The sequence below is a fragment of the Rhodanobacter denitrificans genome, assembly GCF_003335105.1.
GTDB lineage: Bacteria > Pseudomonadota > Gammaproteobacteria > Xanthomonadales > Rhodanobacteraceae > Rhodanobacter > Rhodanobacter denitrificans_A.
In genome coordinates this window covers 198,503-222,622 of record NZ_QFWQ01000004.1, presented here as the reverse complement: position 1 = coordinate 222,622, position 24,120 = coordinate 198,503, and the positions used below count along the sequence as shown (strand labels likewise).

At 68.8% G+C, this 24,120-nt stretch carries 27 protein-coding genes; 14 read left to right on the top strand and 13 right to left on the bottom strand.

Annotated features, from left to right (window positions below; translation table 11 throughout):
* The first annotated feature begins 81 nt into the window (after window positions 1-81).
* From DEO45_RS06800 to DEO45_RS06790, 3 genes are all read left to right on the top strand, one after another.
* A complete protein-coding gene (locus DEO45_RS06800) occupies window positions 82-678 on the top strand; it encodes a LysE family translocator (RefSeq protein WP_114341563.1) in 597 nt (198 codons plus the stop codon).
* A 25-nt stretch (window positions 679-703) separates the two neighbouring features.
* Entirely contained in the window at window positions 704-1,330 is a 627-nt protein-coding gene (locus DEO45_RS06795) for an NADPH-dependent FMN reductase (RefSeq protein WP_114341561.1), read from the top strand.
* Between the two features lie 281 nt (window positions 1,331-1,611).
* Complete coding sequence (locus tag DEO45_RS06790; protein ID WP_114341558.1) at window positions 1,612-3,117, top strand: S10 family peptidase; 1,506 nt, start codon at window positions 1,612-1,614, stop codon at window positions 3,115-3,117.
* A 118-nt stretch (window positions 3,118-3,235) separates the two neighbouring features.
* Here the strand turns inward: DEO45_RS06790 and egtD are convergent, their stop codons facing one another.
* Together egtD and egtB are read right to left on the bottom strand one after the other, a co-directional pair.
* The gene (gene egtD, locus DEO45_RS06785) at window positions 3,236-4,225 is read right to left on the bottom strand and encodes an L-histidine N(alpha)-methyltransferase (RefSeq protein ID WP_114341554.1); all 990 of its coding nucleotides are present in this window, start codon (window positions 4,223-4,225) and stop codon (window positions 3,236-3,238) included.
* Complete coding sequence (gene egtB, locus DEO45_RS06780; RefSeq protein ID WP_114341890.1) at window positions 4,222-5,472, bottom strand: ergothioneine biosynthesis protein EgtB; 1,251 nt, start codon at window positions 5,470-5,472, stop codon at window positions 4,222-4,224. Before egtB ends, egtD begins: the two co-directional genes overlap by 4 nt.
* A gap of 193 nt (window positions 5,473-5,665) precedes the next feature.
* On the opposite strand from egtB, the gene DEO45_RS06775 reads away from it, so the two are divergent.
* Entirely contained in the window at window positions 5,666-6,106 is a 441-nt protein-coding gene (locus DEO45_RS06775) for a DUF6491 family protein (RefSeq protein WP_114341551.1), read from the top strand.
* Window positions 6,107-6,184: 78 nt separating this feature from the next.
* Here the strand turns inward: DEO45_RS06775 and DEO45_RS06770 are convergent, their stop codons facing one another.
* From DEO45_RS06770 to DEO45_RS06760, 3 genes are all read right to left on the bottom strand, one after another.
* The gene (locus tag DEO45_RS06770) at window positions 6,185-6,613 is read right to left on the bottom strand and encodes a hypothetical protein (RefSeq protein ID WP_114341548.1); all 429 of its coding nucleotides are present in this window, start codon (window positions 6,611-6,613) and stop codon (window positions 6,185-6,187) included.
* Between the two features lie 62 nt (window positions 6,614-6,675).
* Entirely contained in the window at window positions 6,676-8,862 is a 2,187-nt protein-coding gene (gene rlmKL / locus DEO45_RS06765; RefSeq protein WP_114341545.1) for a bifunctional 23S rRNA (guanine(2069)-N(7))-methyltransferase RlmK/23S rRNA (guanine(2445)-N(2))-methyltransferase RlmL, read from the bottom strand.
* Window positions 8,859-9,386, bottom strand: a complete 528-nt coding sequence (locus DEO45_RS06760; protein WP_114341541.1) for an alpha/beta hydrolase — start codon at window positions 9,384-9,386, stop codon at window positions 8,859-8,861. Before DEO45_RS06760 ends, rlmKL begins: the two co-directional genes overlap by 4 nt.
* Window positions 9,387-9,475: 89 nt before the next feature.
* Between DEO45_RS06760 and DEO45_RS06755 the strand changes: the two genes are divergently transcribed.
* The 6 genes from DEO45_RS06755 to DEO45_RS06735 all read left to right on the top strand — a co-directional run bounded on the left by DEO45_RS06755 (window position 9,476) and on the right by DEO45_RS06735 (window position 13,312).
* Window positions 9,476-10,030, top strand: coding sequence for an N-acetylmuramoyl-L-alanine amidase (locus DEO45_RS06755; protein WP_114341537.1), 555 nt, complete (start codon window positions 9,476-9,478; stop codon window positions 10,028-10,030).
* Window positions 10,031-10,057: 27 nt separating this feature from the next.
* Window positions 10,058-10,894: a helix-turn-helix transcriptional regulator gene (locus DEO45_RS06750; protein WP_114341534.1), complete on the top strand. Its 837-nt coding sequence runs from the start codon at window positions 10,058-10,060 to the stop codon at window positions 10,892-10,894.
* An 84-nt stretch (window positions 10,895-10,978) separates the two neighbouring features.
* A complete protein-coding gene (locus DEO45_RS16570) occupies window positions 10,979-11,122 on the top strand; it encodes a hypothetical protein (RefSeq protein ID WP_189339689.1) in 144 nt (47 codons plus the stop codon).
* A gap of 159 nt (window positions 11,123-11,281) precedes the next feature.
* Window positions 11,282-12,148 (top strand): acyl-CoA thioesterase, encoded by an 867-nt coding sequence (locus DEO45_RS06745; RefSeq protein WP_114341531.1) that lies wholly within the window; start codon window positions 11,282-11,284, stop codon window positions 12,146-12,148.
* 13 nt (window positions 12,149-12,161) lie between these two features.
* On the top strand, window positions 12,162-12,551 hold the full coding sequence (locus DEO45_RS06740; RefSeq protein ID WP_114341527.1) for a DUF2007 domain-containing protein: 390 nt from the start codon (window positions 12,162-12,164) through the stop codon (window positions 12,549-12,551).
* A gap of 47 nt (window positions 12,552-12,598) precedes the next feature.
* The gene (locus DEO45_RS06735) at window positions 12,599-13,312 is read left to right on the top strand and encodes an arginyltransferase (RefSeq protein ID WP_114341524.1); all 714 of its coding nucleotides are present in this window, start codon (window positions 12,599-12,601) and stop codon (window positions 13,310-13,312) included.
* A 51-nt stretch (window positions 13,313-13,363) separates the two neighbouring features.
* Here DEO45_RS06735 and DEO45_RS06730 read toward each other — a convergent pair whose 3' ends face one another.
* Both DEO45_RS06730 and purT read right to left on the bottom strand, forming a co-directional pair.
* Entirely contained in the window at window positions 13,364-14,887 is a 1,524-nt protein-coding gene (locus DEO45_RS06730) for an FMN-binding glutamate synthase family protein (RefSeq protein ID WP_114341523.1), read from the bottom strand.
* A gap of 86 nt (window positions 14,888-14,973) precedes the next feature.
* Window positions 14,974-16,155 (bottom strand): formate-dependent phosphoribosylglycinamide formyltransferase, encoded by a 1,182-nt coding sequence (gene purT, locus DEO45_RS06725; protein WP_114341522.1) that lies wholly within the window; start codon window positions 16,153-16,155, stop codon window positions 14,974-14,976.
* Between the two features lie 140 nt (window positions 16,156-16,295).
* On the opposite strand from purT, the gene DEO45_RS06720 reads away from it, so the two are divergent.
* Window positions 16,296-17,159, top strand: coding sequence for an SPFH domain-containing protein (locus DEO45_RS06720; RefSeq protein WP_114341521.1), 864 nt, complete (start codon window positions 16,296-16,298; stop codon window positions 17,157-17,159).
* A 9-nt stretch (window positions 17,160-17,168) separates the two neighbouring features.
* Window positions 17,169-17,381 (top strand): Arc family DNA binding domain-containing protein, encoded by a 213-nt coding sequence (locus DEO45_RS06715; protein WP_114341520.1) that lies wholly within the window; start codon window positions 17,169-17,171, stop codon window positions 17,379-17,381.
* Window positions 17,382-17,440: 59 nt separating this feature from the next.
* Here the strand turns inward: DEO45_RS06715 and DEO45_RS06710 are convergent, their stop codons facing one another.
* Both DEO45_RS06710 and DEO45_RS06705 read right to left on the bottom strand, forming a co-directional pair.
* Complete coding sequence (locus DEO45_RS06710; protein ID WP_223250808.1) at window positions 17,441-17,851, bottom strand: hypothetical protein; 411 nt, start codon at window positions 17,849-17,851, stop codon at window positions 17,441-17,443.
* 48 nt (window positions 17,852-17,899) lie between these two features.
* The gene (locus DEO45_RS06705; protein WP_114341519.1) at window positions 17,900-18,277 is read right to left on the bottom strand and encodes a DUF423 domain-containing protein; all 378 of its coding nucleotides are present in this window, start codon (window positions 18,275-18,277) and stop codon (window positions 17,900-17,902) included.
* 81 nt (window positions 18,278-18,358) lie between these two features.
* Here DEO45_RS06705 and DEO45_RS06700 point away from each other — a divergent pair, with 81 nt between their 5' ends.
* Together DEO45_RS06700 and DEO45_RS06695 are read left to right on the top strand one after the other, a co-directional pair.
* The gene (locus tag DEO45_RS06700) at window positions 18,359-18,973 is read left to right on the top strand and encodes an SCO family protein (protein WP_114341518.1); all 615 of its coding nucleotides are present in this window, start codon (window positions 18,359-18,361) and stop codon (window positions 18,971-18,973) included.
* Entirely contained in the window at window positions 18,970-19,425 is a 456-nt protein-coding gene (locus DEO45_RS06695; protein ID WP_114341517.1) for a copper chaperone PCu(A)C, read from the top strand. Before DEO45_RS06700 ends, DEO45_RS06695 begins: the two co-directional genes overlap by 4 nt.
* A 67-nt stretch (window positions 19,426-19,492) precedes the next feature.
* Here the strand turns inward: DEO45_RS06695 and DEO45_RS06690 are convergent, their stop codons facing one another.
* The 4 genes from DEO45_RS06690 to DEO45_RS06675 all read right to left on the bottom strand — a co-directional run bounded on the left by DEO45_RS06690 (window position 19,493) and on the right by DEO45_RS06675 (window position 24,045).
* Window positions 19,493-20,356: a cytochrome c oxidase assembly protein gene (locus DEO45_RS06690; RefSeq protein WP_114341516.1), complete on the bottom strand. Its 864-nt coding sequence runs from the start codon at window positions 20,354-20,356 to the stop codon at window positions 19,493-19,495.
* A gap of 101 nt (window positions 20,357-20,457) precedes the next feature.
* Entirely contained in the window at window positions 20,458-22,368 is a 1,911-nt protein-coding gene (locus DEO45_RS06685) for a Gldg family protein (protein ID WP_114341515.1), read from the bottom strand.
* 4 nt (window positions 22,369-22,372) lie between these two features.
* Window positions 22,373-23,107: an ABC transporter permease subunit gene (locus DEO45_RS06680; RefSeq protein WP_114341514.1), complete on the bottom strand. Its 735-nt coding sequence runs from the start codon at window positions 23,105-23,107 to the stop codon at window positions 22,373-22,375.
* Window positions 23,104-24,045, bottom strand: a complete 942-nt coding sequence (locus DEO45_RS06675; RefSeq protein ID WP_114341513.1) for an ABC transporter ATP-binding protein — start codon at window positions 24,043-24,045, stop codon at window positions 23,104-23,106. Before DEO45_RS06675 ends, DEO45_RS06680 begins: the two co-directional genes overlap by 4 nt.
* Window positions 24,046-24,120: the final 75 nt, after the last annotated feature.

Here is a 24,120-nt window from a genome sequence, read left to right as displayed (position 1 = left end):
TCTAGACCATAAACCTTGCGGCACAGACCAGTGATCCGTCCGAACATGCACTTCATTCGACCATTGCCGATGAGGAGCCGCATGGATCCGTTGCTCGCCGCGTGCGGCCTGCTCTGCGTGGCCGCGATCACGCCCGGCCCGAACAACCTGGTGGTGCTGCGCGCGGCAGGACACGCCGGCCTGCGCGGCGCGCTGCCGGCGATCGCCGGCATCGTGTGCGGCGGCCTGTTGCTGCTCGCGGTGGTGGCGCTGGGTGCAGGTGCGGCTTTCGCCACGCACCTGTCACTGCGGCGGTGGACCGGCGCGATCGGCGCCCTGTACCTGATCTGGCTCGGCGTATCGCTGTGCGCCGCCGGCGTCGCGCCACGACACGCCGCCGCGACGTCGGCGGCCTTGCCGGCCGGCACCCTGGGCCTGATCGGCTTCCAGTTCCTCAACCCGAAAAGCTGGGTGATCGTGCTGACCGTGCTGGCGGCGATGCCGGCCACCGGCCTGCGCGATTACCTGCCGCTGGCCGGACTGTTCGTGCTGATCCCCACCCTGTGCCTGCTGCTGTGGGCCGCGCTGGGCGCATGGCTGGCCCGGTGGCTGGTGCGCCCTGCGGTGCGCCGCGGCGTCGACATCGTGATGGGCGTCCTGCTGGTCGCCTGCGCCTTCCTGCTGCTGTTCGAACCCTGACCCTTTGCTCACCGGAGATACCGAGATGACCACCTTACACGCCGCTCCCGTCCGCCGCGTGCTGTGCCTTGCCGGCAGCCTGCGCCGCGATTCCTGGAACCGCCGCCTGCTTCGGGCCGCCATGGCCCAGGCACCGGCGACGCTGCAACTGGACGTCTACGACGCGCTGGCTGCCGTGCCGCTGTTCGACGAAGACCTGGAGCAACACGACCCGGCCGGCCCCGCCGGCGTGCAGGCGCTGCGCGCGGCGATCGCCGCCGCGGACGGCCTGGTCATCGCCACGCCCGAGTACAACCATGCCATCCCCGGTGTGCTGAAGAACGCGCTGGACTGGCTGTCGCGCGAAAGCCCTGCGGGTGATGTGCTGCCGGAAAAACCCATGGCCGTGCTCGGCGCCAGCAGCGGCCCGTGGGGTACGCGCCTGGCCCAGGCTTCGCTGCGCCAGGTGCTGCACACTTGCGGCGCGCTGGTCATGCCGGCACCGACCCTGTTTGTGGCAGGCGCGGCCAGCCGCTTCGACACCGACGGCACGCTGACCGATCCGGCCACCGCGCAGTCGCTGCAGGGCTTCATGCTGGCATTCGAGCGCTGGATGGCACGCGTGGCGCCACCGCTCGCCAGGCCGGAGCCCGTCGTGGCGGCGCGGCGCTGAGAGGTTGTGAATTTTTCAACCTCGAAGCCCGGCCATGGCGAGGGCATGGACGCCCGAGTTGAGGCAACGCAGGAGCGGTTGCCCGATGGCCGGACGCGGATCGGGCACGAAGTGCCCGATCCGCGTGAGCGAGTCCGGACATGTGCCGGACTCGCGACAGAAGAAAACCACAGGAAGTGGTTTTCTTCACAGGCGCTGAGCGCCACCACCCATGCCTTTATGCACACTTCCGCCGCGGCGCGGCCGGTTAAGCTGGCCGCTTTCGTCCGCAAGGAAACATCGTGCGCAAGTCCCTGCCCTCCGTCCTGCTGGCCGCCTTCGTGCTGGCCGCGTCCAGCCTTGCCCCGGTGCTCGCCGCCGACACCCACAAGCCGGCAGCGGCGGAGCCGGCCGGCAGCGATGGCTTCCAGCTGCCGCCGCTGCCGGCCGATGCGCACGTGACGCAATCGGCCACGGTGGACGGCAAGACGCTCAAGTACACGGTCACCGTCGGCGCGCTGCCGGTGCGCGACGAGAAGGGCAAGACCACCGGTGAAGTGGTGTTCACCGCCTATACCATGCCCGGCAAGGACCGGCCGGTGACGTTCGCGCTGAACGGCGGCCCGGGCGCCTCGTCGGTGTACTTGAACCTCGGTGCGATCGGGCCGAAGAAGGTGAACTTCGGCGTCGAGGGCGACAACCCGTCCGATCCGGCGACGCTGCACGACAACCCCGGCACCTGGCTGGGCTTCACCGACCTGGTGTTCATCGATCCCGTAGGCACCGGATACAGCCGCGCGCTGGTCGACGACAAGGAAGCGACCAAGCAGTTCTACAGCACCGACAGCGACATCAAGTACCTGTCGCGCATCGTCTACGACTGGCTGGTCAAGAACGGTCGCATGGGTTCGCGCAAGTACCTGGTCGGCGAAAGCTATGGCGGCTTCCGCGGCCCGCGCATCACCGAGTACCTGCAGACCCGGCTCGGCGTGGCGATGAAGGGCGTGGTGCTGCTGTCGCCCTACCTCGACCCGGCGGCCTACCACGACGAGAACGTGTCGCCGCTGCCGTGGATGCTCACCCTGCCCTCGATCGCCGCCGCGCACCTGGAGCGCGAGCACCGGCTCAGCGCCGAGGCAATGGCGCCGATCGTCGAATACACCCGCGGCGAATACGCCAGCGACCTGATGCGCGGCCGCTCCGACCCGCACGCCACCGACCGCGTGGTGAAGAAAGTCACCGAGCTGACCGGGCTCGACCCGCTGTTCGTGAAGCGCTCCGGCGGGCGCATCGAGACCCAGGCCTACCTGCGCGAGGTATACCGAGCCGAAGGCAAGCTGGGCAGCCGCTACGACTCCAACGTCACCGCCTGGGACCCGTTCCCGTACGCGCCGCACCAGCAGACCGGCGACCCGATCCTCAACGGCATCATCGCGCCCACCACCAGCGCGATGGTCGACTTCGTCACCCGCGTCGTGGGCTGGAAAGTCGACGGCCGCTACAACGCGCTCAGCTACGAGGTGAACAAGTTGTGGCACCAGGACGAGGACGCCGACAAGGGCTCGGTATCGCAACTGCGCGAGGCGGTCGCCAACGACCCGGGCCTGCGCGTGCTGATCGCGCACGGCTGGGACGACCTGTCCTGCCCGTTCATGGCCTCGGTGTTGATCGTCGACCAGATGCCGGCGATGGGCGACCCGACCCGCGTGCAGGTGAAGAACTATCCCGGCGGCCACATGTTCTACGCACGGGCGGACAGCCAGGCCGCGTTGACCGGCGACGTGAAGGCGCTGTACGGCATCCACTGATGGCACGCACCTTTCCGGCTTCGTAGGGCGGACACTGTCCGCCGCTGCTGCGTCACGGGATCAAAAGCCGGCGGGCCGTGCCCGCCCTGCAAAGAACCGGCAACAAGCAGTCGCTGCGTCAGCGCGCCGCGGCGCTGGCGCGCACCAGGTACTGCACGCTGAACATCCGCTGCGGGTCGGTCCACACGCGCTGCACGGCCAGCCCGGCGCGGGCGGCCAGCGCGGCGAAATCCTCCAGCGAATACTTGCAGCTGTACTCCACCTGGATCGCCTCGTCGATGCGGAACGGCACGTTCACGCGGCCCACCTTCACCTGCTGCTCGCGGCGACTGACCAGATGCGTCTCGATACGCCCGGCCATCGGGTTGTAGTGCGCGCGGTGGGCGAAGGCGGACAGCTCGAAGTTGCTGCCGATCTCGCGGTTCAGCCGCGCCAGCATGTTCAAGGTGAACTCGGCGGTGACGCCGGCGCGGTCGTTGTAGGCCGCCTCGATCAGCGCCGGATCCTTCTTCAGGTCCACCCCGATCAGGATGCCGCCGGCGTCGCCCATCTCGTTGCGCATCTTGCGCAGCAGCGCGGCGGCGCCGCGGTTCTCGAAATTGCCGATGGTGGAACCGGGGAAATACAGCACGGTGCGCCGCGGCGCCCGCGGCGGGATCGGCAACCGCAGCGGCCGGCTGAAATCCGCGCACAGCGGCTGCAGCGGCAGCCGCGGGAACGCCGCCGCCAGCCGTTCCATGCTTTGCCGCAACGGCTCGGGCGAGATCTCCACTGGCACATAGGTCACCGGCGCGTGCAGGTGCTCGAGCAGCATGCGGGTCTTGATCGCGTTGCCGCTGCCGTACTCGACCAGCCGCACCTCGCTGCCCAGTGCCTCGGCGATGTCGGCCGCGTGTTCGTCCATCAGCGCGATCTCGCAGCGCGTGAGGTAGTACTCCGGCTGCTCGCAGATCCGCTCGAACAGCGCCGAGCCGCGTTCGTCGTAGAACAACCACGACGGCAGCCGCTTCGGCTTCATGCCGAGGCCGCGCTGGACGACCTCCAGCAGCTCGCTGCTCGGCGGGCGGCGTTCGTCGTCGCTGATGCCACAGGGTTGCACACTGCTCATCGGTCCTGGCCCAATCGCAGCCCGGCGAATTGCCAACGGGCCTGAGGTGGAAAGAAATTGCGGTACGAAGCGCGGATATGATCGCGCGGGGTGGCGCAGGAGCCGCCGCGCAATACCCATTGGCCGCACATGAACTTGCCGTTGTACTCGCCCAGCGAACCGGGCAGCGGGCGGAAGCCCGGATAGTTGATGTAGGGCGACGCGGTCCACTCCCATGCGTCGCCGTAAAGCTGCTGCAGGCCGGTGTCGCCAACTGCTGCCGCGCGCGGCTGGAAGCGCCGCGCATCCTGCAGGTTGCCGTCGATCGCGACGCCCTGCGCCGCCGATTCCCACTCGGCCTCGGTGGGCAGCCGCGCGCCAGCCCAATGCGCGAACGCTTCGGCCTCGTAATAGCTGAGATGACAGACCGGTTCGTGCGGATCGAGCGCGCGCACGCCGGCCAGGGTGAATTCGCTGGCCAGGTCCTCCTGCCAGTAGAGCGGATGCCGCCAACCCTCGCGCTGCACCGTGGCCCAGCCGTCGGACAGCCACAGCCCGGGTTCGCGGTAGCCACCCTCGCGCACGAAGGCCAGATACTCGGCATTGGTCACCAGGCGGTTGGCCAGCGCGTGCGGCTGCAGCAGGGTGCGGTGGCGCGGAGTTTCGTTGTCGAACGCGAAGCCCTCGCCGCGGTGGCCGATCTCGACGATGCCCTCACGGCCCGCGACGAAACGCAGCGGCACCGCTTTCGCATCCGCCGCGGCAATCGGTGCGCGATACGCCGGCTGCAGCGGGTTGCACCAGAATGCATGCTTGATATCGGTCAGCAGCAGTTCCTGGTGCTGCTGTTCGTGCTGCAGACCCAGCTCGACCAGTTCGAGCAGCCCTGCATCGTCATCGCGGCCGAGCAGTTCGCCCACCGCGTCGTCGATGCGGCGCCGGTAGTCGTGTACTTCGTCCAGCGACGGCCGCGACAGCAGACCGCGCTGCGGCCGGGCATGCATCGGGCCGACCGACTGGTAGTAGGAGTTGAACAGGTAATGCCAGGCCGGGTCGCGCGGTCGGTATGCCGGGTCGCGGCCCAGCACGAACTGCTCGAAGAACCAGCTGGTATGCGCCAGGTGCCACTTGCCGGGGCTGGCGTCGGGCATCGACTGCAGTTGCAGGTCCTCGGCGCTGAGGCCGGCGCACAGCTCCAGCGTGCACCGGCGCACCCGGTGGAATCGCGCCGCGATGGCCGCCGCTGCGGACGATTGCCAGGTCGTCATCATCGCCCTCCCGGCATCCGCATGGCGGCCGCGGCATGGGGCGTTTCGCGATGCGGGTGGTTCAAAATCATGCCCGCCAGCATGCCGCGCAAACCGTTCACTTATTGTGATATGTAGATGGCAGATGCTTTGCAGCGCAGCTCTTCCGCCGTCCCGCGCCGCCCGCTTCGCACCAACCGCCGAGGTCACGCCCATGAAAGCGATTCTTCCCGCCCTGCTGTTCGCTCTCGCCGTCGGCAACGTGCACGCGGCCGAGCCGGGCACCGCCCGTTCGCCCCTGCCGGCAAACGAGTGCATCGATACCACGCAGATCAACGAGTGGTACATCGTCGACGCACGCACCGCCATCGTGCGCACCGGTCCGAAACATTACCTGGTGACGCTGCAGAACGACTGCCCGCGACTGGGCACGCCGCCGCCCGGGCTGATCTTCCGGCCCAACCCGTCCAACGCCATCGTCAACCGGGGCCGCATCTGCGGCGAGGTCGGTGAAACGGTACGCTCGCGCTACCAGCCGCCATGCGCGATCGAGTCGGTCCGCAAGATCGACAAGGCCCGCTTCAAAGAGCTCGGCGAACACGCCGCCCGGCACGGCAGCGGCGCCGAGCAGCCAACGGCCATGCCGGCGCACTGAGATGTCGACGGTCAAGACGCGAAGAGCCCGGACATGCCGGACTCTTCATGCTGCGGAGCGATGATCCGGCGCACCGGATCAATCATCGTCGTCATCGTCACCATATCCGCGGACATACCGCGTCTGGTACGGGTCGCCGTACACCACGGTGCGGGTCTCGACCACGCGGCGACGCACGACCGGGGCGTCCTCGTAGATCACTGTCCGCGGCGGGCCGTATACCACCGGTGCCTCGTAATACACCGGTGCCGGGCGCAATGCGTCGCTGACCAGGCCAGCCACGGCACCAGTGACGATGGCGCCGGCGATCCAGCGGCCGCCGCTCCAGTAGCCGCCGTGACGGTAACGACCACCGTCGTAGTCGTGGTAGCCGCCGTGGTAGCCACCACGCCATCCACGATAGCCATCATGATCGTGCGCGGAAGCGCTCAACGGCATGGCCACAGCTGCCGCGACCGCCAGGCCGATGACTGCCAGCTTGCTTGCATTACCGAAGCGTTTGGTCATGATCGTTCTCCGTTGTACGGGATGGATGCTCGTCCGATCACGCTTAATATGCACTGAAGGGTTCATTTTTTGATGTGCGCGGTATCCCAGGGGTTGATCCCGGTCACAGCCTGGCGCCGGCGCAGCAGCCAGCAGCCGTGGATGTCGGCGCGGCGGGCGAAGTCGAACGGGATGCTGGGAGCGCTCCAGTCCTCGATCTCGAAGTGCTGCTCCAGCGCCTCGCGGTCCAGCCTGAAGCGGCGGAAGTTGTTGGAGAACACAATCACGCCGTCGCGGGTCAGCCGCGCATTGCAGGCCTCCAGCAGGGCCACGTGATCGCGCTGCACGTCGAAATCCTCGGCGCGCTTGGAGTTCGAGAAAGTGGGCGGATCGACATAGATCAGGCCGTAGTGACCGCGGTCGCGCTGCAGGAACTCCAGCGCGTCGAACTGCATCAGCCGCTGGCGGGCGCCGCTGAAACCGTTCAGTGCCAGGTTGCGCGAGGCCCATTCCAGATAGGTGGCCGACAGGTCCACGCTGGTGGTTTCCAGTGCGCCGCCGGCGGCGGCATACACGCTGGCGGTGGCGGTGTAGGCGAACAGGTTGAGGAAGCAGCGACCCCGCGCCAGCTCGCGCACCCTGGCGCGCACCAGCCGGTGGTCGAGGAACAGGCCGGTATCCAGATAGTCGGTGAGGTTGACCAGGAACTTCAGGCCGCCCTCCTCCACCTCGATGAACTCGCCGCGCTGGTCGAGCTGGCCATACTTGGAACCGCCCTTGCCGCGCTCACGGGTCTTCAGCGCGATGCGCTCGCGCGGCACGCCGAGCACCTCGCCGGCGACGCGGGCGACCTCGCGCAGGCGCAGCCGCGCGACGTCGGCGGGAATGTCGGCCGGAGCGCGGTATTCCTGGATGTGCAGGTGATCATCGCCGTTCGTGTCGCCGTAAACGTCGATCGCGGCGGCGTACTCGGGCAGATCCTGGTCGTAGGCGCGCCAGCCGTGGATGCCCTCGCGGGCAAGCCGCTTGCGCAGGTGCCTGACGTTCTTTTCCAGCCGGTTCTTCAGCATCTGCGCGCCGGCGGACAGCGGCTTCGGCTCGCGCGGTTTCTCCTCGCGCGGCTGCAGGTCGAACGTCAGCAGCACGGTTTCGAGCGCGCCGTTGTACAGCGCGTAGCGTTTGTCCGCGTGCAGTTGCATGGCGCGGCCCAGTTCCACGTCGCCGGCCAGCACCGCGGCACGCCAGCCGCTGAAGCGCTGACGCAGCGTGTCGCCCAGCGCACGGTACAGCTTCGGCATCTCGACGCGGTCGCCGAGGCGTTCGCCGTACGGCGGGTTGGTGATGAGCAGGCCATAGTCGACGCCGGGCGGCGGCGCGGCGTGCGCCACGTCCTGCCGGTCCAGGGTGAAGAAGCCGGCCACGCCCGCTTCCTGCGCGTTGCGCTTGGCCGTCTGCACCATGCGCGGGTCGGCGTCGCTGCCGAAGAAGCACGGGCGCAGCGCGCGCAGACCGGCCTCGGCACGCTGCCTCGCCTCGTCCAGCAGACCGCGCCACAAGGCGATGTCGTGCTGCTGCCAACCGAGGAAACCGAAGTACTCGCGACGCAAGCCGGGCGCCACGTCGGCCGCCATCAGCGCGCCTTCGATCAGCAGCGTGCCGGAGCCGCACATCGGGTCGAGCAGCGCGCCGCCTGCGGCATACACCGCAGGCCACTGCGCGCGCAGCAGCATCGCGGCGGCAAGGTTCTCCTTCAGCGGGGCCTCGCCCTGCACCTCGCGCCAGCCGCGCCGGTGCAGCGGCGAGCCGGCCAGGTCCAGCGACACGGTGGCGCGATCGCGGCGCAGGCGCACATTGATGCGGATGTCCGGCTCGTCGGTATCAATGCCCGGACGCGAGCCATCACGCTGGCGGAACTGGTCCACCACCGCATCCTTCACGCGCAGGCCGACGAACTGGCTGTGCGTCAATTTGCTCAGCGCGGTACCGGCATCCACGGCGAAGGTGGCATGCGCCGCCAGGTGGGCACTCCAATCGATTTCCTGCACGCCGCGATAGAGCGCATCGTCGTCGGCCGCGTCGAACTCCGCCAGCGGCAGCAGGATGCGGCTGGCCAGGCGCGACCACAGGCAAGCTTTGTACGCCGTTTCCAGCGTGCCGGAAAAATGCGCACCGGCCAGCGCTTCGCGCACATCCTCGGCGCCGAGCGCGACCAGTTCGTCGCGCAGCAGGTATTCCATGCCCTTCGGGCAGGTGGCGAAGTAATGGCTCATGCGCTGGTCGCCAGCTGATCCAGCAGGAGCCGGAACTGCGCGGCGATCATGTCCATGCTCGCACCCAGCCGATGGTCGTCGTCCAGCACCAGCAGCGGCAGCCGGCGCCCGGCGGAGAACGCGTGCGTGCCGGCCAGCGGGCAGACTTCGTCGCGCCAGCCGTGGATCAGCAGCGCGGGCACGCCCCCGCGCAGGTCGAACTTGCGCGCGTAGCCGGGGATTTCGCTGGGCGTGGCCAGCAACAGCAGACCGGCCACCGGCACGTCCAGCGAGACCAGGCCGGAGACGAACGCGCCCATGCTGGAGCCGACCAGCAGCGGCGGCGCCTCCAGCGCCTCGACGGTGGCGCGCAGGCGGGCGATCCGCGGCGCCACCGAAGCGGCGTGGCCGCGTGCGTCGTCGGCGCTGTAGTCCGGCCGGTGCGTGCGCCAGCCCAGCGATTCGGCCAGCGCGGCCAGCGCGCTGACCTTGGTGGCGTCCGGGCCGGAATCCGAGCCGTGCGAAAGAATGATCTGGCCGCGCATGGCGGGCTCCGTGGAAAGCGGGAAAGGCAGGAGGTGCATGGTAACAGGCAGCGTTTCCACCCCCGGCCGCCGCATGCGAGACTTGGTCGATGCCCCTGACCTTCCGCGACCAGCCGTTGCCCTACGTCGACCTGCTGCCCGAACGCCCGGCCGCGGCGGTCGAGCTGGTAGTGATCCACTGCACCGAACTGCCCGACCTGGCAATGGCACGGGAGTACGGCGAGCGCGTGCTGCACGCCAGCGGCACCGGCAACAGCGGCCACTATTACGTCGACCGCGACGGCGCGGTGCTGCGCTACGTGCCCGGCACCCGCGTCGCGAACCACGTGCGCGGGCACAACCCGGATTCGGTCGGCATCGAGCTGGTCAACCGCGGGCGCTATCCGCAATGGTGGGATTCGCGCCATCAGCAGATGACCGAACCGTACGCCGACGCCCAGATCGCCGCACTAGGCGCCCTGCTGGCGCAATTGCGCGAGGAGTTCCCGAACCTTCGCCGCATCGCCGGCCACGAGGACCTGGATACCGCGCTGATGCCGGCCAGCGACGACCCCGCGCTGCAGATCCGCCGCAAGCTCGACCCCGGTCCGCTGTTCCCGTGGAACGCCGTCGTCCCCGCCTGCGGCCTCGAACGGCTGCGCTAGACTGCATCGCCACTGCGAGCCGCCGCCATGCCGGAGTTCGACGTCCAGCCGCTGCTGCAATCCGCCACCGCCGCGGTACACGACGTGTGCTGCCGCGGCGAATGCCGCCACCGCAGCACCGAGGAATCAACCGCCTCCACCCGGCTGGTGTTTCCCTACCGCGGCCTGTACCTGCGCCATGTCGGCAGCACGCAGTCGGTGGCCGATGCCAATCACGTGCTGTTCTTCAACGCCGACGAGGGCTATCGGGTCAGCCATCCGGTGGCCGGCGGCGATGCCTGCCTGTCGCTGATCGTGTCGCCGCCATTGCTGCGCGAGCTGGCGCCGGCCGCGATGCTGCAGCGGCGCGACCAGCCCGTGTTCCGCCACCAGGCGCTGCGCATCGACGAGCGCGCGCAGGTGCTGGTGGCGCTGCTGCGCCACAGCCTGCGCCACGGCGGCATCGAACCGCTGGAAGGCGAGAGCCTGGCGCTGACCCTGGTGTGCCGCAGCCTCGGCCCGCGCACCGCCCACGCGCCCGGCGCCACCCGTGCGCGGCAGCGGCTGGTGGACCGGGCCAAACTGCTGCTCGCCAGCGACCTCACCCGGCGCTGGGCGCTGGCGGACATCGCGGCGGAAGTCGGCGGCTCGCCGGTCTATCTCACCCAGGCCTTCCAGCAGGTCGAAGGCATGCCGCTGTACCGCTACCACCTGCGCCTGCGCCTGGCCCGCGCGCTGGACCGGGTGGCCGACTGCGAAGACGTCGCCGCGCTGGCGCTGGACCTCGGCTTCTCCAGCCACAGCCACTTCAGCGCCGCCTTCCGCCAGGCCTACGGCCGCACGCCCACGGCCTTCCGCCGGGCCGCGCTGAACCGCGCCTCATGAATCGCTAAAGATCCTGACAGCCGCCGCCGACGGCCGGTGGTCTCCTGTGCAGGCCCGATCGCGGGCACCTACCGGAGACTCACCATGCAAACGGAAGAGACCACCTGCGCCGCCTGTGACTATCCGCTGGACGGCAACGCCATCGAAGTCACCCTCGGCGGCCGTACCGTCGAGGTCTGCTGCGAGGAATGCGCGCAGAAGCTGCGCGAGGCGACAGCGCAGTCCTGAGAGGCTGCGGCACGGCGGCGGCGCCGGGCACGACCCGGCGCCGCTTCCTCGCCCGGCACGCAGGCACAGGCACGCTCGCCACAGGCCAGGCCGTCACCGGCTGAATGCGGTTTCGCCGGGCGCCGTCGCTATACTGGCGAATCCCCGCAAGGACATGCCATGAGCGAAGACCACGTCGCCGAACTCGTCGACCTGCTGCAGCTGGAACGGCTGGAAGACAACCTGTTCCGCGGCCAGAGCCGCGACATCGGCACGCGTTTCGTGTTCGGCGGCCAGGTGCTGGGACAGGCGCTGGCGGCGGCGCAGCAGACGGTTGACCCGTCGCGCGAGGCGCATTCGCTGCACGCCTACTTCCTGCGCGCCGGCGACATCGAGGCGCCGATCGTCTACAGCGTGGAGCGCACCCGCGACGGCGGCACGTTCTCCTCGCGCCGGGTGGTGGCGATCCAGCACGGCCAGCCGATCCTGAACGGCTCGATCTCGTTCCAGGCGCCCGAGCCGGGCGTGGAACACCAGACCAGCATGCCGAAAGTGCCGGTGCCGGAAGACATCGAGCCGCTGCACCCGCTGCCGCCCGACGAGCTGGCGCGGCTGCCGGTGAAACTGCAGCGCTGGCTGGGCATCGACGGTCCGTTCGAGTTCCGCCAGGTGTGGCCGCGCGACGAGCTGCACCCGGTCAAGCGGCCGCCGATCCAGCACATCTGGTTCCGGCTGACCTCGCCGATCGACGATTCGGCGATCCTGCACCGGGCGCTGCTGGCCTACGCCTCGGATTTCCACCTGATCGGCACCGCCACGCTGCCGCACGGCATCTCGTACATGACCCACAACGTGCAGATGGCCAGCCTCGACCACGCATTGTGGTTCCATCGCCCGTTCCGCGTCGATGAGTGGCTGCTGTACTCGTTCGACAGCCCCACCGCGCAGGGTGGCCGCGGCCTGGCGCGCGGGCAGATCTTCAGCCGCGATGGCCGGCTGGTCGCCTCCACCGCGCAGGAAGGCCTGATCCGCGTGCGCGGCGAGTGAGTAAACTGCAGCCATGCGCCAGATCTATACCTCGCCCCGCCCTGAAAACATCGACACCGTGGTCGCCCTGATGGCCGAACATGGCATCGCGGCTACCGTGGAAAACCGCTCCAACTACAACCGGCCGAGCTGGCAGCGCTTCAGCTACTCGCAACGGCAGGACGACCGCAGCAGTTGGGCGCAGGTGTGGATCACCCACGCCGACGACTACGCCCGCGCCCGTGCGTTGCTGCGCGAGATCGGCATCGAGCCGACGATTCGCTACGGCGAGGAATTGGCCGCCGCGCGCAACCCCAGCCCGCTGGAACGGCGCAACCGCGCGGTGACCCGCGTGCGCCGCATCGTGATCCTGGTCGTGCTGGCGGTGCTCGCCGTGGCGATGCTGCGCTTCCTGCGCGTGTGATCCGCCCCCCGGATGCGCCGCCGCCGTGGGCGGCATAGAATCCGGCCATGCGCCGCTCCGACCAAGTCCGCCTGTTCCAGACCCTGCCCCATGCGTGCGGCTATTACGCCGACCGCACGGCGCAGAACCTGGTGCTGGACCCGGCCGCGCCGAACCTCGACAAGTTGTACGGCCCGGCGCTGGAACGCGGGTTCCGTCGCGCCGGCGGCCACCTGTATTTTCCGAATTGCCCGCAATGCCGTGCCTGCACGCCGTGCCGCATCGACGTGGCCAACTTCCAGCCGGACCGTGCGCAGCGACGCTGCCTGAAACGCAACGCCGATCTGGATCTGAGCGAGTCGATTCCCGGCTACAACCGCGAACGCCACGCGCTGTACGAGCGTTACCTGCAGAGCCGCCACGCCGGCGGCGGCATGGACGACGCCGAGGCCAGCGACTTCCGCCGCTTCCTCACCGCTCCGTGGAGCCCCACCCTGTTCCTGGAACTGCGCCAGGGCGAACGCCTGCTGGCGGTGGCGGTCACCGACGTCTGCCTCAACGGCATCTCGGCCGTCTACACGTTCTACGACCCCGACGAAGCCGTGCGCGGGCTCGGTACCTACGCGATCCTGCAGCAAGTGGCGCTGGCCCGCCGCCGCGGCCTGCCGTGGCTGTACCTGGGCTTCTGGATCGACGGCCATCCGAAGATGGACTACAAGCGGCGCTTCAGGCCGTTGCAGATCCGCACCGCCGAAGGCTGGCAGGCGATGCCGCAGCCGTAGGGCGGGCACTGCCCGCCGCCCCATGCGAACCAGCGGCGGGCAGTGCCCGCCCTACCGGGATTTCCGCGCCGAATCCTGCGCCTGCGGGTACGGAAACAGCTTCTCCAGCGGGATCGACAGGCCGTCGTCGCCCACGACGCGGCAGTGGCTGCGGTTGAGCTGGCGCGGTTCGCTGACCCCGCAGCTATGCGCGATGATGCCGACCTCGTGCATCACGTTCTTCGCGTAGTGGAACACCCGCTCGCTCTTGTCGCTTACCACCAGGCCGCGCTGCAGCTTCGGGTCCTGCGTGGTGATGCCGGTGGGACAGGTGTTGCGGTTGCACTGCAGCGACTGGATGCAGCCCAGCGCCAGCATGAAGCCGCGCGCCGAGTTGACGAAGTCCGCCCCCAGCGAGAGTGCCCACGCCACGTCGTAGGCAGTGATGCACTTGCCCGAGCAGACCACCTTGATGCGCTGGCGCAGGCCCTTGACGATCAGCATGTCGAGCAGTGCCGGCAGGGCCTCGTGCAATGGCAGGCCGACGCCTTCCATCAGGGTCTGCGGCGCCGCGCCGGTACCGCCTTCGGAGCCGTCGACGATGATGAAGTCGGGCGCGCTCTCGATGCCGCGCTTCCTCACCTCGTCGCACAGCTCGCCGATCCACTCCACGCCGCCCAGCACCGCCTTGAAGCCAACCGGCTTGCCGGTGAGCTCGCGGATGTGCCCGATGCTGTCCATCAACTGCGTGACGTTGCCGATGTCGAGATGGCGGTTCGGGCTCTGCGAATCCTCGCCGACCGGAATGCCGCGGATCGCCGCGATCTCGGCGGTGACCTTGGCGCCCGGCAGCAGGCCGCCCATGCCGGGCTTGGCGCCCTGGCCCAGCTTGATGCTGACCATCTTCACCTGCGGGTGGGCGCAGATCGCCAGCAGCTTGTCGTCGTCGAGCTTGCCGTCCGGCGTGCGCACGCCGTACTTGGCGGTGCCGATCTCGAAGATGATGTCGCAGCCGCCTTCCAAGTGGTACGGCGCCAGGCCACCCTCACCGGTGTCCATCCAGATGCCCGCCTTGGCCGCGCCGCGCGACAGCGCGCGCACGGCCGGCGCCGACAATGCGCCGAAACTCATCGCCGAGATGTTGAAGAACGCCGCATGGCTGTACGGCTCGCGCGCGTACGGACCGATCGTCACCGGCACCGGCTCGACGTGGTCCACGCCCAGGTCGGGGAACGGCGCGTTGACGAAGAACGGCACGCCCTCGGCACGCAGGTCGCGGCTGGAACCGAATGCATTGGTGTTGTCCACGTTCTTCGCGGCGCGATAGACCCAGGTGCGCTGGGCGCGGTTGAACGGCATCTCCTCGCGGTCGCTGGAATACAGGTACTGGCGGAAGAACTCGCCCAGATGCAGGAACCAGTAGCGGAAGTGGCCGACCACCGGGAAGTTGCGCAGCACCGCGTTGCCGGTCTGGTTGCGATCGACCACCCAGGTCACCGCCAGCACCACCACCGCCAGCGCCAGCAACAGCAGGGCAAAGGCCGTGACCAGTTCGACCAGCACGACCAGCCAGTGCGCAAACCCGGTTGATTCCATCCTGCCTCTCCTTAGTCGAATACCGGTGGCGACGACGCGGCCGCCATCGCCAAGCCTATCGCGTCGATTCGTTCAGACGGATGCGCTCACAGCTCGATGCGCAGATGGCCCGCCGCGCGCACCGCCTTGCCCACCGCCGCCTCCAGTGTGCCGGCGCGCGCCAGCGTCACCGCCATGCGCCGGCGCCCCTTCACCTCGGGCTTGCCGAAGATGCGCAGCTGCGTGTCCGGCTCGACCAGCGCCGCGGCCACGCCGTGGTAGCGCGGGCCCGCGCCCTCGCCTTCGACCAGCACCGCGCACGACGCCGCCGGCCCGTACTGGTGGATCACCGGGATCGGCAGGCCGAGGATCGCCCGCGCATGCAGCGCGAACTCGGAGAACTCCTGCGAGATCAGGGTGACCAGGCCGGTGTCGTGCGGCCGTGGGCTGACCTCGGAGAAGATCACCGCATCGCCCTTCACGAAGAACTCCACGCCGAACACGCCCCAGCCGCCCAGCGCACCGGTGACCGCGGCGGCCTGCCGCTGTGCCTCGGCCAGCGCGGCGTCGCTCATCGGCTGCGGCTGCCACGACTCGCGATAGTCGCCCTCTTCCTGGCGATGGCCGATCGGCGCGCAGAAGCTGACGCCGTCGACGTGCCGCACGGTGAGCATGGTGATCTCATAGTCGAAATCGACGAAGCCCTCGACGATCACCCGGCCCTTGCCCGCACGCCCACCGGACTGCGCGTAATCCCATGCGTGTTGCAACTCGTCGGCGCTGCGCACCACGCTCTGGCCCTTGCCCGACGAACTCATCACCGGCTTGATCACGAACGGATAGCCGATCGCGGCCACCGCGTCGCGATACTGCGCCTCGTCGTCGCAGAAGCGGTAGGGCGAGGTGGGCAGCCTGAGTTCCTCAGCGGCCAGCCGGCGGATGCCCTCGCGGTCCATGGTCAGCCATGCCGCGCGCGCGGTGGGGATCACCCGCTGGCCCTCCTTCTCCAGCTCGACCAGGGTCGGCGTATGGATCGCCTCGATCTCCGGCACCACCAGGTCGGGCTTTTCCTGCTCGATCACCGCGCGCAGTGCCTTGCCGTCCAGCATGTCGATCACGTGGCTGCGATGGGCGACCTGCATCGCCGGCGCATTCGCGTAGCGATCCACCGCGATCACTTCCACCGCGTAGCGCTGCAGCTCGATCGCCACCTCCTTGCCCAGCTCGCCGGCGCCAAGCAGCAGCACGCGCAGCGCGTGGTCGGAATGGGGGGTGCCGAATGGCTTCATCGGGTTCTCCGGTGCAGGCAAACCGGCATTGTATGCGGCCGGGCACGAGGCAGCCTGCCCGACATGGATCCGCCGTGCCGCGCTCACTTGAATTAGATATCAAATTGATATCTAATCACCAAACCTCAGGGAGATGACACATGAACGAACGCCATGGTTTTTCCGTCGCCGGCATCCCTTTCATCGGGCTGTGCATCGTGCTCGCCGCGATCGGCATCGCACTGGTGCTGCCGGCTGCGCAGGGGCAGCCGGCACCGCCGGCGATCGCCGGCGTGATCCTGCTGGCCATCGACGGCTTCATGCTGAAAGGCTTTTTCCAGGTCGCGCCGAACGAAGGCCAGGTACTGCAGCTGTTCGGCAAGTACGCCGGAACGGTGCGCCACGAAGGCCTGCGCTGGACCAACCCGTTCTGCAGCCGCCGCCGCATCTCGCTGCGCGTGCGCAACTTCGAGAGCGGCAAGCTGAAGGTCAACGACAACGACGGCAACCCGATCGAGATCGGCGCGGTGGTGGTGTGGCAGGTGCTGGACACGGCCGAGGCGGTGTTCTGCGTCGACGACTACGAGAACTTCGTGCACATCCAGAGTGAATCGGCGCTGCGGCAGATGGCGCAGAGCTATCCGTACGACGCCCACGACGACGGCAAGCCGTCGCTGCGCAGCCACGGCGACGTGATCAACTCGCACCTGCGCGACGAGATCCAGACCCGCCTTGGCAAGGCCGGCGTGCAGGTGGTCGAGGCGCGCATCAGCCACCTCGCCTACGCCCAGGAAATCGCCCAGGCGATGCTGCAGCGGCAACAGGCCGGCGCGATCATCGCCGCCCGCACGAAGATCGTCGAGGGCGCGGTGAGCATGGTCGAGATGGCACTGGACCAGCTCAACCGACGCGGCGTGGTGAGCCTGGACGAGGAGCGCAAGGCGGCGATGGTCAGCAACCTGCTGGTGGTGCTGTGCGGCGAGCGCGGCAGCCAGCCGGTGTTGAATACCGGCACGCTGTACTGACGCGTCGCGATGGCCGGCGAGAAAAAAGCCTACCCGCTGCGCATCAGCGCCACCGTGCTGGAGGCAATGCAGCGCTGGTCGGACGACGAGTTGCGCAGCCTCAACGCACAGATCGAGTACGTGTTGCGCGAGGCGTTGCGCAAGGCGGGCCGACTGAAGGCCAGCCCGGGCAAACCCGCGGTCGACGACGATGCGGATGGATCCGCCCCCGGAAAGAAATGACCGACGACCGTGCCGAACGCGGGAATGCACATGCCGCTGGCCGGCAGCCACCGACCTGCTCAGCGGCCGTCGATGGCGACCGCCCGCAATTCCGGCAACTCTAGCCGGCGCGCCGTCCGGGGCTGCGCGCCCGCCACCAGCAGCCCGCGCCCCTGCGGCGCGATCGACTGCACGTCCGGCAGGCCGTCGTCCGCACCGAGCCGGTCCAGCGGACGACCGTCGACGGCGTCGTAGACCACCAGCTCGCGAGTCGCCGGATCGACCACCAGCAGCCAGTCATGGTCCGCATCCCGCCAGTGCACCAGTTGGTTGGCCGACGTTCCGCTCGTCACCTTCCGGGCGGCTGGCTGCCACGACCACAGCAGGCACGAAGCCGACACCGCGCACAGGGCGATGCCGAAAAGACGCAGGCCACGGCTGGACCACCCTGCTGCAGGGGGCCGCTCACGAAGGGCGATCGGCGTGTCCATGCCGGCAGCATCGCCGGCAGGCATGACCGCAGGATGACACCGCGGAAATCACTCCCGACGCGTGCACAGCGTCCAGCCAAGCGCCAGCCAGCCGGCGACGAAGGCCAGTCCGCCGAACGGCGTGATGATGCCGACCCAGCGCGATGCCCCCAGCGCCAAGGCATACAGGCTTCCGCTGAACAGCACGATGCCGACCGCGAATGCGGCCATCGCCAACCGCCTGCTGCGCCCGCGCCCGAGCCCGGCCGTCGTGGCCAGCGCCAGCGCATGCCACATCTGGTAGCTCACCGCCGTGTGCCACAGTTCGAGGCCACGGGCGTCCAGCACGCCACGCAGCGCGTGCGCGCCGAAGGCGCCCAGCAGCACCGCGCTGGCGCCGGCGATGCCGACCAGCAGGCCGCTACGGAAGTCGACGGATTGCCGCATGGTGACCGAATTCCCAGCTGGCGAACCCGGCCACGTGGCCGGTGTCGTATGCTTGAACAGATGAAGACCTTGGATTCTCGCATGAAGCCCCGCCGCACGCGGCCCTTTCTCCTGCTCTTGCTGCTGTTCGCCACCGGCCTGCTGCTGGGCGGTTGCGGCAGCACGCCGCTGCCGTTCCGGCTGACCAACATCAGCGGGCACATGCCCGACCTCGACTTCCGGCTTACCGACGACAGCGGCAAGCCGGTGACCGGCGCCGACTACCGCGGCAAGGTGGTGCTGCTGTACTTCGGCTACACCCACTGCCCCGACGTCTGCCCGCTGACCCTGGCGCAGCTGCACGTGGTGATGCAGCGGCTGGGGCCCCTGGCCGACGGCGCGCGGATCCTGTTCGTCAGCGTCGACCCGGCGCGCGACACGCCGGCGATCATGCATGCCTATGTCAACGCGTTCGACAAGCGGGCCGTGGGCCTGGTCGGCGATGCGCGCAGCGTCGAGGCCCTGAGCAAGCGCTATCGCTCCGCCTTTACCCGCGAGCCCAGTTCTGCCGACGGGACCTACGAAGTCAGCCACAGCTCGGCGATCTACGTCTTCGACAACCATGGCCGCGCCCGCGTGCTGGCCACGCCCTCCGCCTCGCAGGACGATCTCGTGCACGACCTGCACCTGCTGCTCGACCCCGGAATCAACCCATGAAGCCATCCCGTCTTTCGCTGCTGCTCGCCGGCCTGCTGCTGGCCGGAGGCGCGCACGCCGCAGCCGCCGACCACGTCCGCGCCAGCCACGCCTGGATCCGCGTGCTTCCCGGCGCCCTGCCCGCCGGCGCCTATGTCACGCTGGAAAACGACGGCGACCAGCCGGTCGCGCTCAGCGGTGCCGACAGCACGGTGTATGCCGACGTGATGCTGCACCGGAGTTCCACCGCGGGCGGCATGAGCCGCATGAGCATGGTCGACTCGCTGGAGGTGCCGGCACACGGCAAGGCGGTGCTGGCGCCGGCCGGCTACCACCTGATGCTGATGCAGCCGAAGGCGCCGGTCAAAGCCGGCGACACGGTCAGGCTGACGCTGAAGTTCACCGACGGCAGCACGCTGGCCACCGACTTCGTCGCGCGGCCGGCGAATGCGCTGGACGACACCGGACACTGAAACGTTCCGTAGGGCGGGCATTGCCCGCCGGCCTCTTGCATGACGCCAGCGGCGGGTAGTGCCCGCCCTACAAAAGCGGCGCCGCGGTCGAAGCCGGACGATGACGCGGCGTGCGCGGCAAACGGCCGTTGCGCGACAGCCGCAGCCACAGGCGCAGCGCCATCAGGCCGCCGATCGACTCCACCAGCGCCGACGGCACCCAGATGATCACGCCACCGATCAGCTGGCCGGTCAGCACATTGAAGGTGAACGCGCGGCCGCAGATCTCGAAGATCGGATACAGGTCGGACTTGGAGAACGTGACGATCGCGCCGGCGATGATCTGCGGCGTCATGGTGACCGCCGGCGACAGCACGCGCAGCCCCGCGGTCATCCGCCCCGGCGGATGCGGCCGGTGGTCCAGCACCAGCGACCAATAGGCGAAGCCGCTGACCAGCATGCTCCAGTTCATGAAACGGTAGATGCGCCAGTCCAGCATCGCCAGCGTCTGCATGGACGGAATCAGCCAGACCAGGATGAAGGCGACGAACAGCAGCGTCGCCACCGTTGGATTGAGCAGTACGCCGCTGACCACCCGCCACGGCCACGAACGCTGCAGCGGCCGCAGCAGCCGCACCCGCCACACCAGCGGCAGGCCGGCGCGCAGCACCGTGGCCGGATACGCGGTGACGATCAGCAGTGGCGCGATGTGGTGCAGCAGCAACTGCTGGATGCGGTGCATGAAGAACTCATGCTCGGCGTAGTAGTCCAGGTAGGTGTGCAGCGACAGGTAAATGATCGCCATGCCGACCCAGAACGCCAGCTTGCGGCCGAAGCTCACCGGCCACCGGCGGCTGCCGCGCAGGTACAGCACGCAGGCCGTCGCGAAGCACGCGAGCAGGACCCACGAGAACTCCCACGGCACGATCCATTTCAGCAAGCTAGCGGTCACTGCACCGGCACTTCAGTCTGCGCCGGCGACGGCCGGCGACCGCCCAGCATAATGCCGCGCGCCGGCAGAGTCAGCCGCCGGCTTGCGGCAGATTGCCGCCTTCACCGGCGCCGGCGGCTGTAGCGGGTGCGGCGCCAGCCGTACAGCAGGCCGATCAGCACCACCAGCGCCGGCACCAGCACGATGTTGATGAACTTGATGCGCAGGCCCAGCGAGTCGATCTCGGCGTTGAGCTGATGCTGCACGTCGCGCAATTCCTTGTTGATCGCCAGCTGGCGCTGGCGGAACTGCTCGATCTCGCGCCGCTGCTCGGCGGTGGCGGCGCTGCCGTGGCTGCCCTTGGCCGGCTGCAGTTCGTCCAGCCGGCGCCGGGTGTCGGCCAGCTCCTGCTCCAGCTCGTGTTCCTTCTGCAGGAATTTCTGGTCGGCCACGTTGCGCAGTGCCTGCACCCTGGTGAACGGCCGCTGCGAAGTGGAGCGGCCACGAATCGACAGCAGCGCCGAGGAGCCGCTGAGGTTGTCCACCAGGTTGGTGGCGAAATCCCCGTTGTTGGCAAAGACCCGCATCATCGTCTGACCGAGGATGGTCTGCGGCTCCACCCACAGCCGGTCGCTGAGCAGGTCGGTGTCGGCAACCAGGATCACCTCCGCATCCGGCGCCGACCTGGCCCGATGGCCGGGTGTGGCGGCGCGCTCGGGGAAGGCGCTGTCGAACGTGCCGCGCAGGCGCGCCGCCAGCACGTAGTGGGCGTTGTCCGGCTTGTAGCCCTGCAGCAGCGAGCTGGGATCGGTGCTCGCGTCCAGCACCCGCTGGGTCGGCACCACCTCGGCTTCGGCACTGCTCTGCAGCAGCGGGATCAGCCGTGCGTGCGCATCCGCTGCCAGATCGAAGTAGCCCGCGGTGGACACGTTGATCCGCTGCAGGCTGGCGGTGACGGCGTCGTTGCGATTGAGCTCCTGCGCGCCAAGGTCGAGCATCGCCGGGTGGTTGAGGCTGGTGCCGCCCAGTTCGATCTGCAGCGCGCGGGCGCGGTCCAGCACGATCTTGTGCGGGTCATATGCCACGCCCCAGGCCTTGAACAGCCGCGGCAGGTCGGAGGCATGGTCAGGGAACGTGATGCTGTCGGGCGCGTACGGCGAGGTGTCGAGTTCCGCGTCGGGGTCGACGAACACCGCCAGGTGGCCGCCGCGCAGCACGTACTGGTCGATCGCGTACTGCGCATCGGGCGGCAGCCGCTTGGGATGGATCAGCAGCAATACCCTGATATTGCCGTCGACCGTGCGCAATGTGGTCGGGTCCAGCATCTTCACGTCGAACAGCTGGCCCAGCTGCTGCAGCACCGCCCACCGCTGCTCGCCGAGCACCGGGTTGCCGTCGACGGGCAGCGAGCTGATCACGCCGACCACCGGCTTGCTGACCTGGTTCAACTCGTACAGCAGCCGGGCGATGTCGTATTCGAGGAAGGCCTCGCGCGCCGGGTCGAAGAACGCGATCGCCAGCGTCTTGTCCGCCACGCGCTCGTCGCCGCCTTCGCTGCTGTCGGCACTGCCCGACATCACGCTGCCGGCCAGCCCGAAGAACACCCGCTCGCCGTTGCTGCCGCCGTTGGCTGCGGTCAGACCGCTGCCTTCGGCACTGGCCTCGTCGTCGGAATACGGCACCGGGTCGACGATCTGCAGGCGGATGCGGCCGTGCGAGCGCGCCACCATCTCCTGCAGCATTTCGCGCACGCGCTGCTCGTAGCTGCGCAGTTGCGGCAGGTCGCGGGTGGCGTGTTCGGAAAAGTACAGGGTCAGCCGCAACGGCCGCTGCAGCGTGTCGACGATGTGCAGCGTGCCGGGCGTCAGCGTGTACAGCTTGTCGGTGGTGAGGTCGATCCGCGATCCGTGCAGCCAGCGGCTGCTGGCCACGATCAAAGGCACGAACAGCAGTACCAGCAGGACCAGCGCGCCATACAGCACACCGCGCCGGGTCGGCTTGGTGAACAGGCGATGCGGGCGCGGGCGGGGCATGGGATCAGCGCGTCCGTTTCAGGTCGAGCAACAGCACGCCGGCGATCAGCCAGCCGGCCATGCTGAGCAGGAAGTACACCAGGTCGCGGGTGTCCAGCACGCCGCGCGCGATCGCCTCGAAGTGCCGCAGCATGGACAGGTGCGCCACCGCGTTGATCAGCTTGCGCGGCAAGGTGCCGGAGAAGAAATCCTGCACCTGCGGCTGGCCGACCAGGATCAGCAGCACGCACACCAGTGCGGTAAGGATGAACGCCACCACCTGGCTGCGGGTCAGCGCGGACAGGCAGGCGCCGATCGCGACGAAGCTGCCGGCCATCAGCCAGCTGCCCAGGTAGCCGGCCAGGATCACGCCGTTGTCCGGCGACCCCAGGTAGTTGACGGTGATCCAGATCGGGAACGTCAGCACCAGCGCCAGCCCGATGAACAGCCACGCGGCGAGGAACTTCCCGAGCATCGCCTGCCACAGCGTCAGCGGCAGGGTCAGCAGCAGTTCCAGCGTGCCGCCCTTGGCCTCCTCCGCCCACATGCGCATGGTGATCGCCGGCACCAGGATCAGGTACAGCCACGGATGCATCGTGAAGAACGGCTGCAGGTCGGCCTGGCCGCGCTCGTAGAAGTCGCCCGCATAGAAGGTGAGGATGCCGGCCAGCACCAGGAAGATCACCAGGAACACGTACGCCACCGGTGTCACGAAGTAGCTGCGCAGCTCGCGCCGCAACACCGCATTGACCGGACTCATGCGTGCCCCTCCGCGGCATCGCCGCCGGTGGTGATCTGGCGGAACACCTCGTCCAGCCGGCCGCGCTCGAGCTGGATCTCCGACACCTCCAGGCCCTGCTCGCGCAGCAGCGTCTCGACCGGCTCCAGGATCCGCGCGCCCGGTTTCGGAAACACCGTGATGCGGCCGTCCAGCGGGTCGACCTCGATCGCCGCCACCTGCGGCAGGCGGCCGAGCATCTCCTGCGACATGCCGCTGCCCGGCGCGCTGAACGACACGGCACCGTGATAGCGCGAGCGCGCCTCCAGCTCGGCCGGAGTGGCGTCCGCCAGCAGCCGGCCGCGGGCGATGATCACCACCCGGTTGCACAGCGCGTGCACTTCCTCCAGCAGATGCGTGGAGATCAGGATGGTGCGATCGCGCGCCATCACGTCGATCAGCTGGCGCACCGCGTGTTTCTGGTTCGGATCGAGGCCGTCAGTGGGCTCGTCCAGCATCAGTACCGGCGGATCGTGCAGGATCGCCTGGGCCAGCCCGACGCGCCGGCGCAGGCCCTTCGACAACGTATCGATGCACAGCTCCAGCACTTCCTCCAGCTGCAGCTGCTGCACCACCGCGTCGTAGCGCCGGTAAGCGGCCTCGGCCCCGAGCCCGCGCATGCGCACGATGAACTGCAGGAACTCGCGCACCGTCATTTCGCCGTAGCTGGGGGCGCCTTCAGGCAAATAGCCCAGCGCGCGTTTTGCCTGCAGCGGCTCACGGCCGACATCGTGCCCGCACACCCGCGCGGTGCCCGAGGTGGGTACCAGGAAACCGGCGATCATGCGCATCGCGGTGGACTTGCCGGCACCATTGGGACCGAGCAGCCCCAGCACCTGGCCCGGCTCGACGCGGATGCTCAGCGCATCCACTGCGGTCAGGTTGCCATAGCGTCGGGTGAGCTGGTCGGTTTCGATCATGTCCGCTGGTGGGCTGTGACGGGGCTTCGCGTCGAACGCGCGGCTCCGGGGGCGGCGGCGCGGATCGCCCTGCAA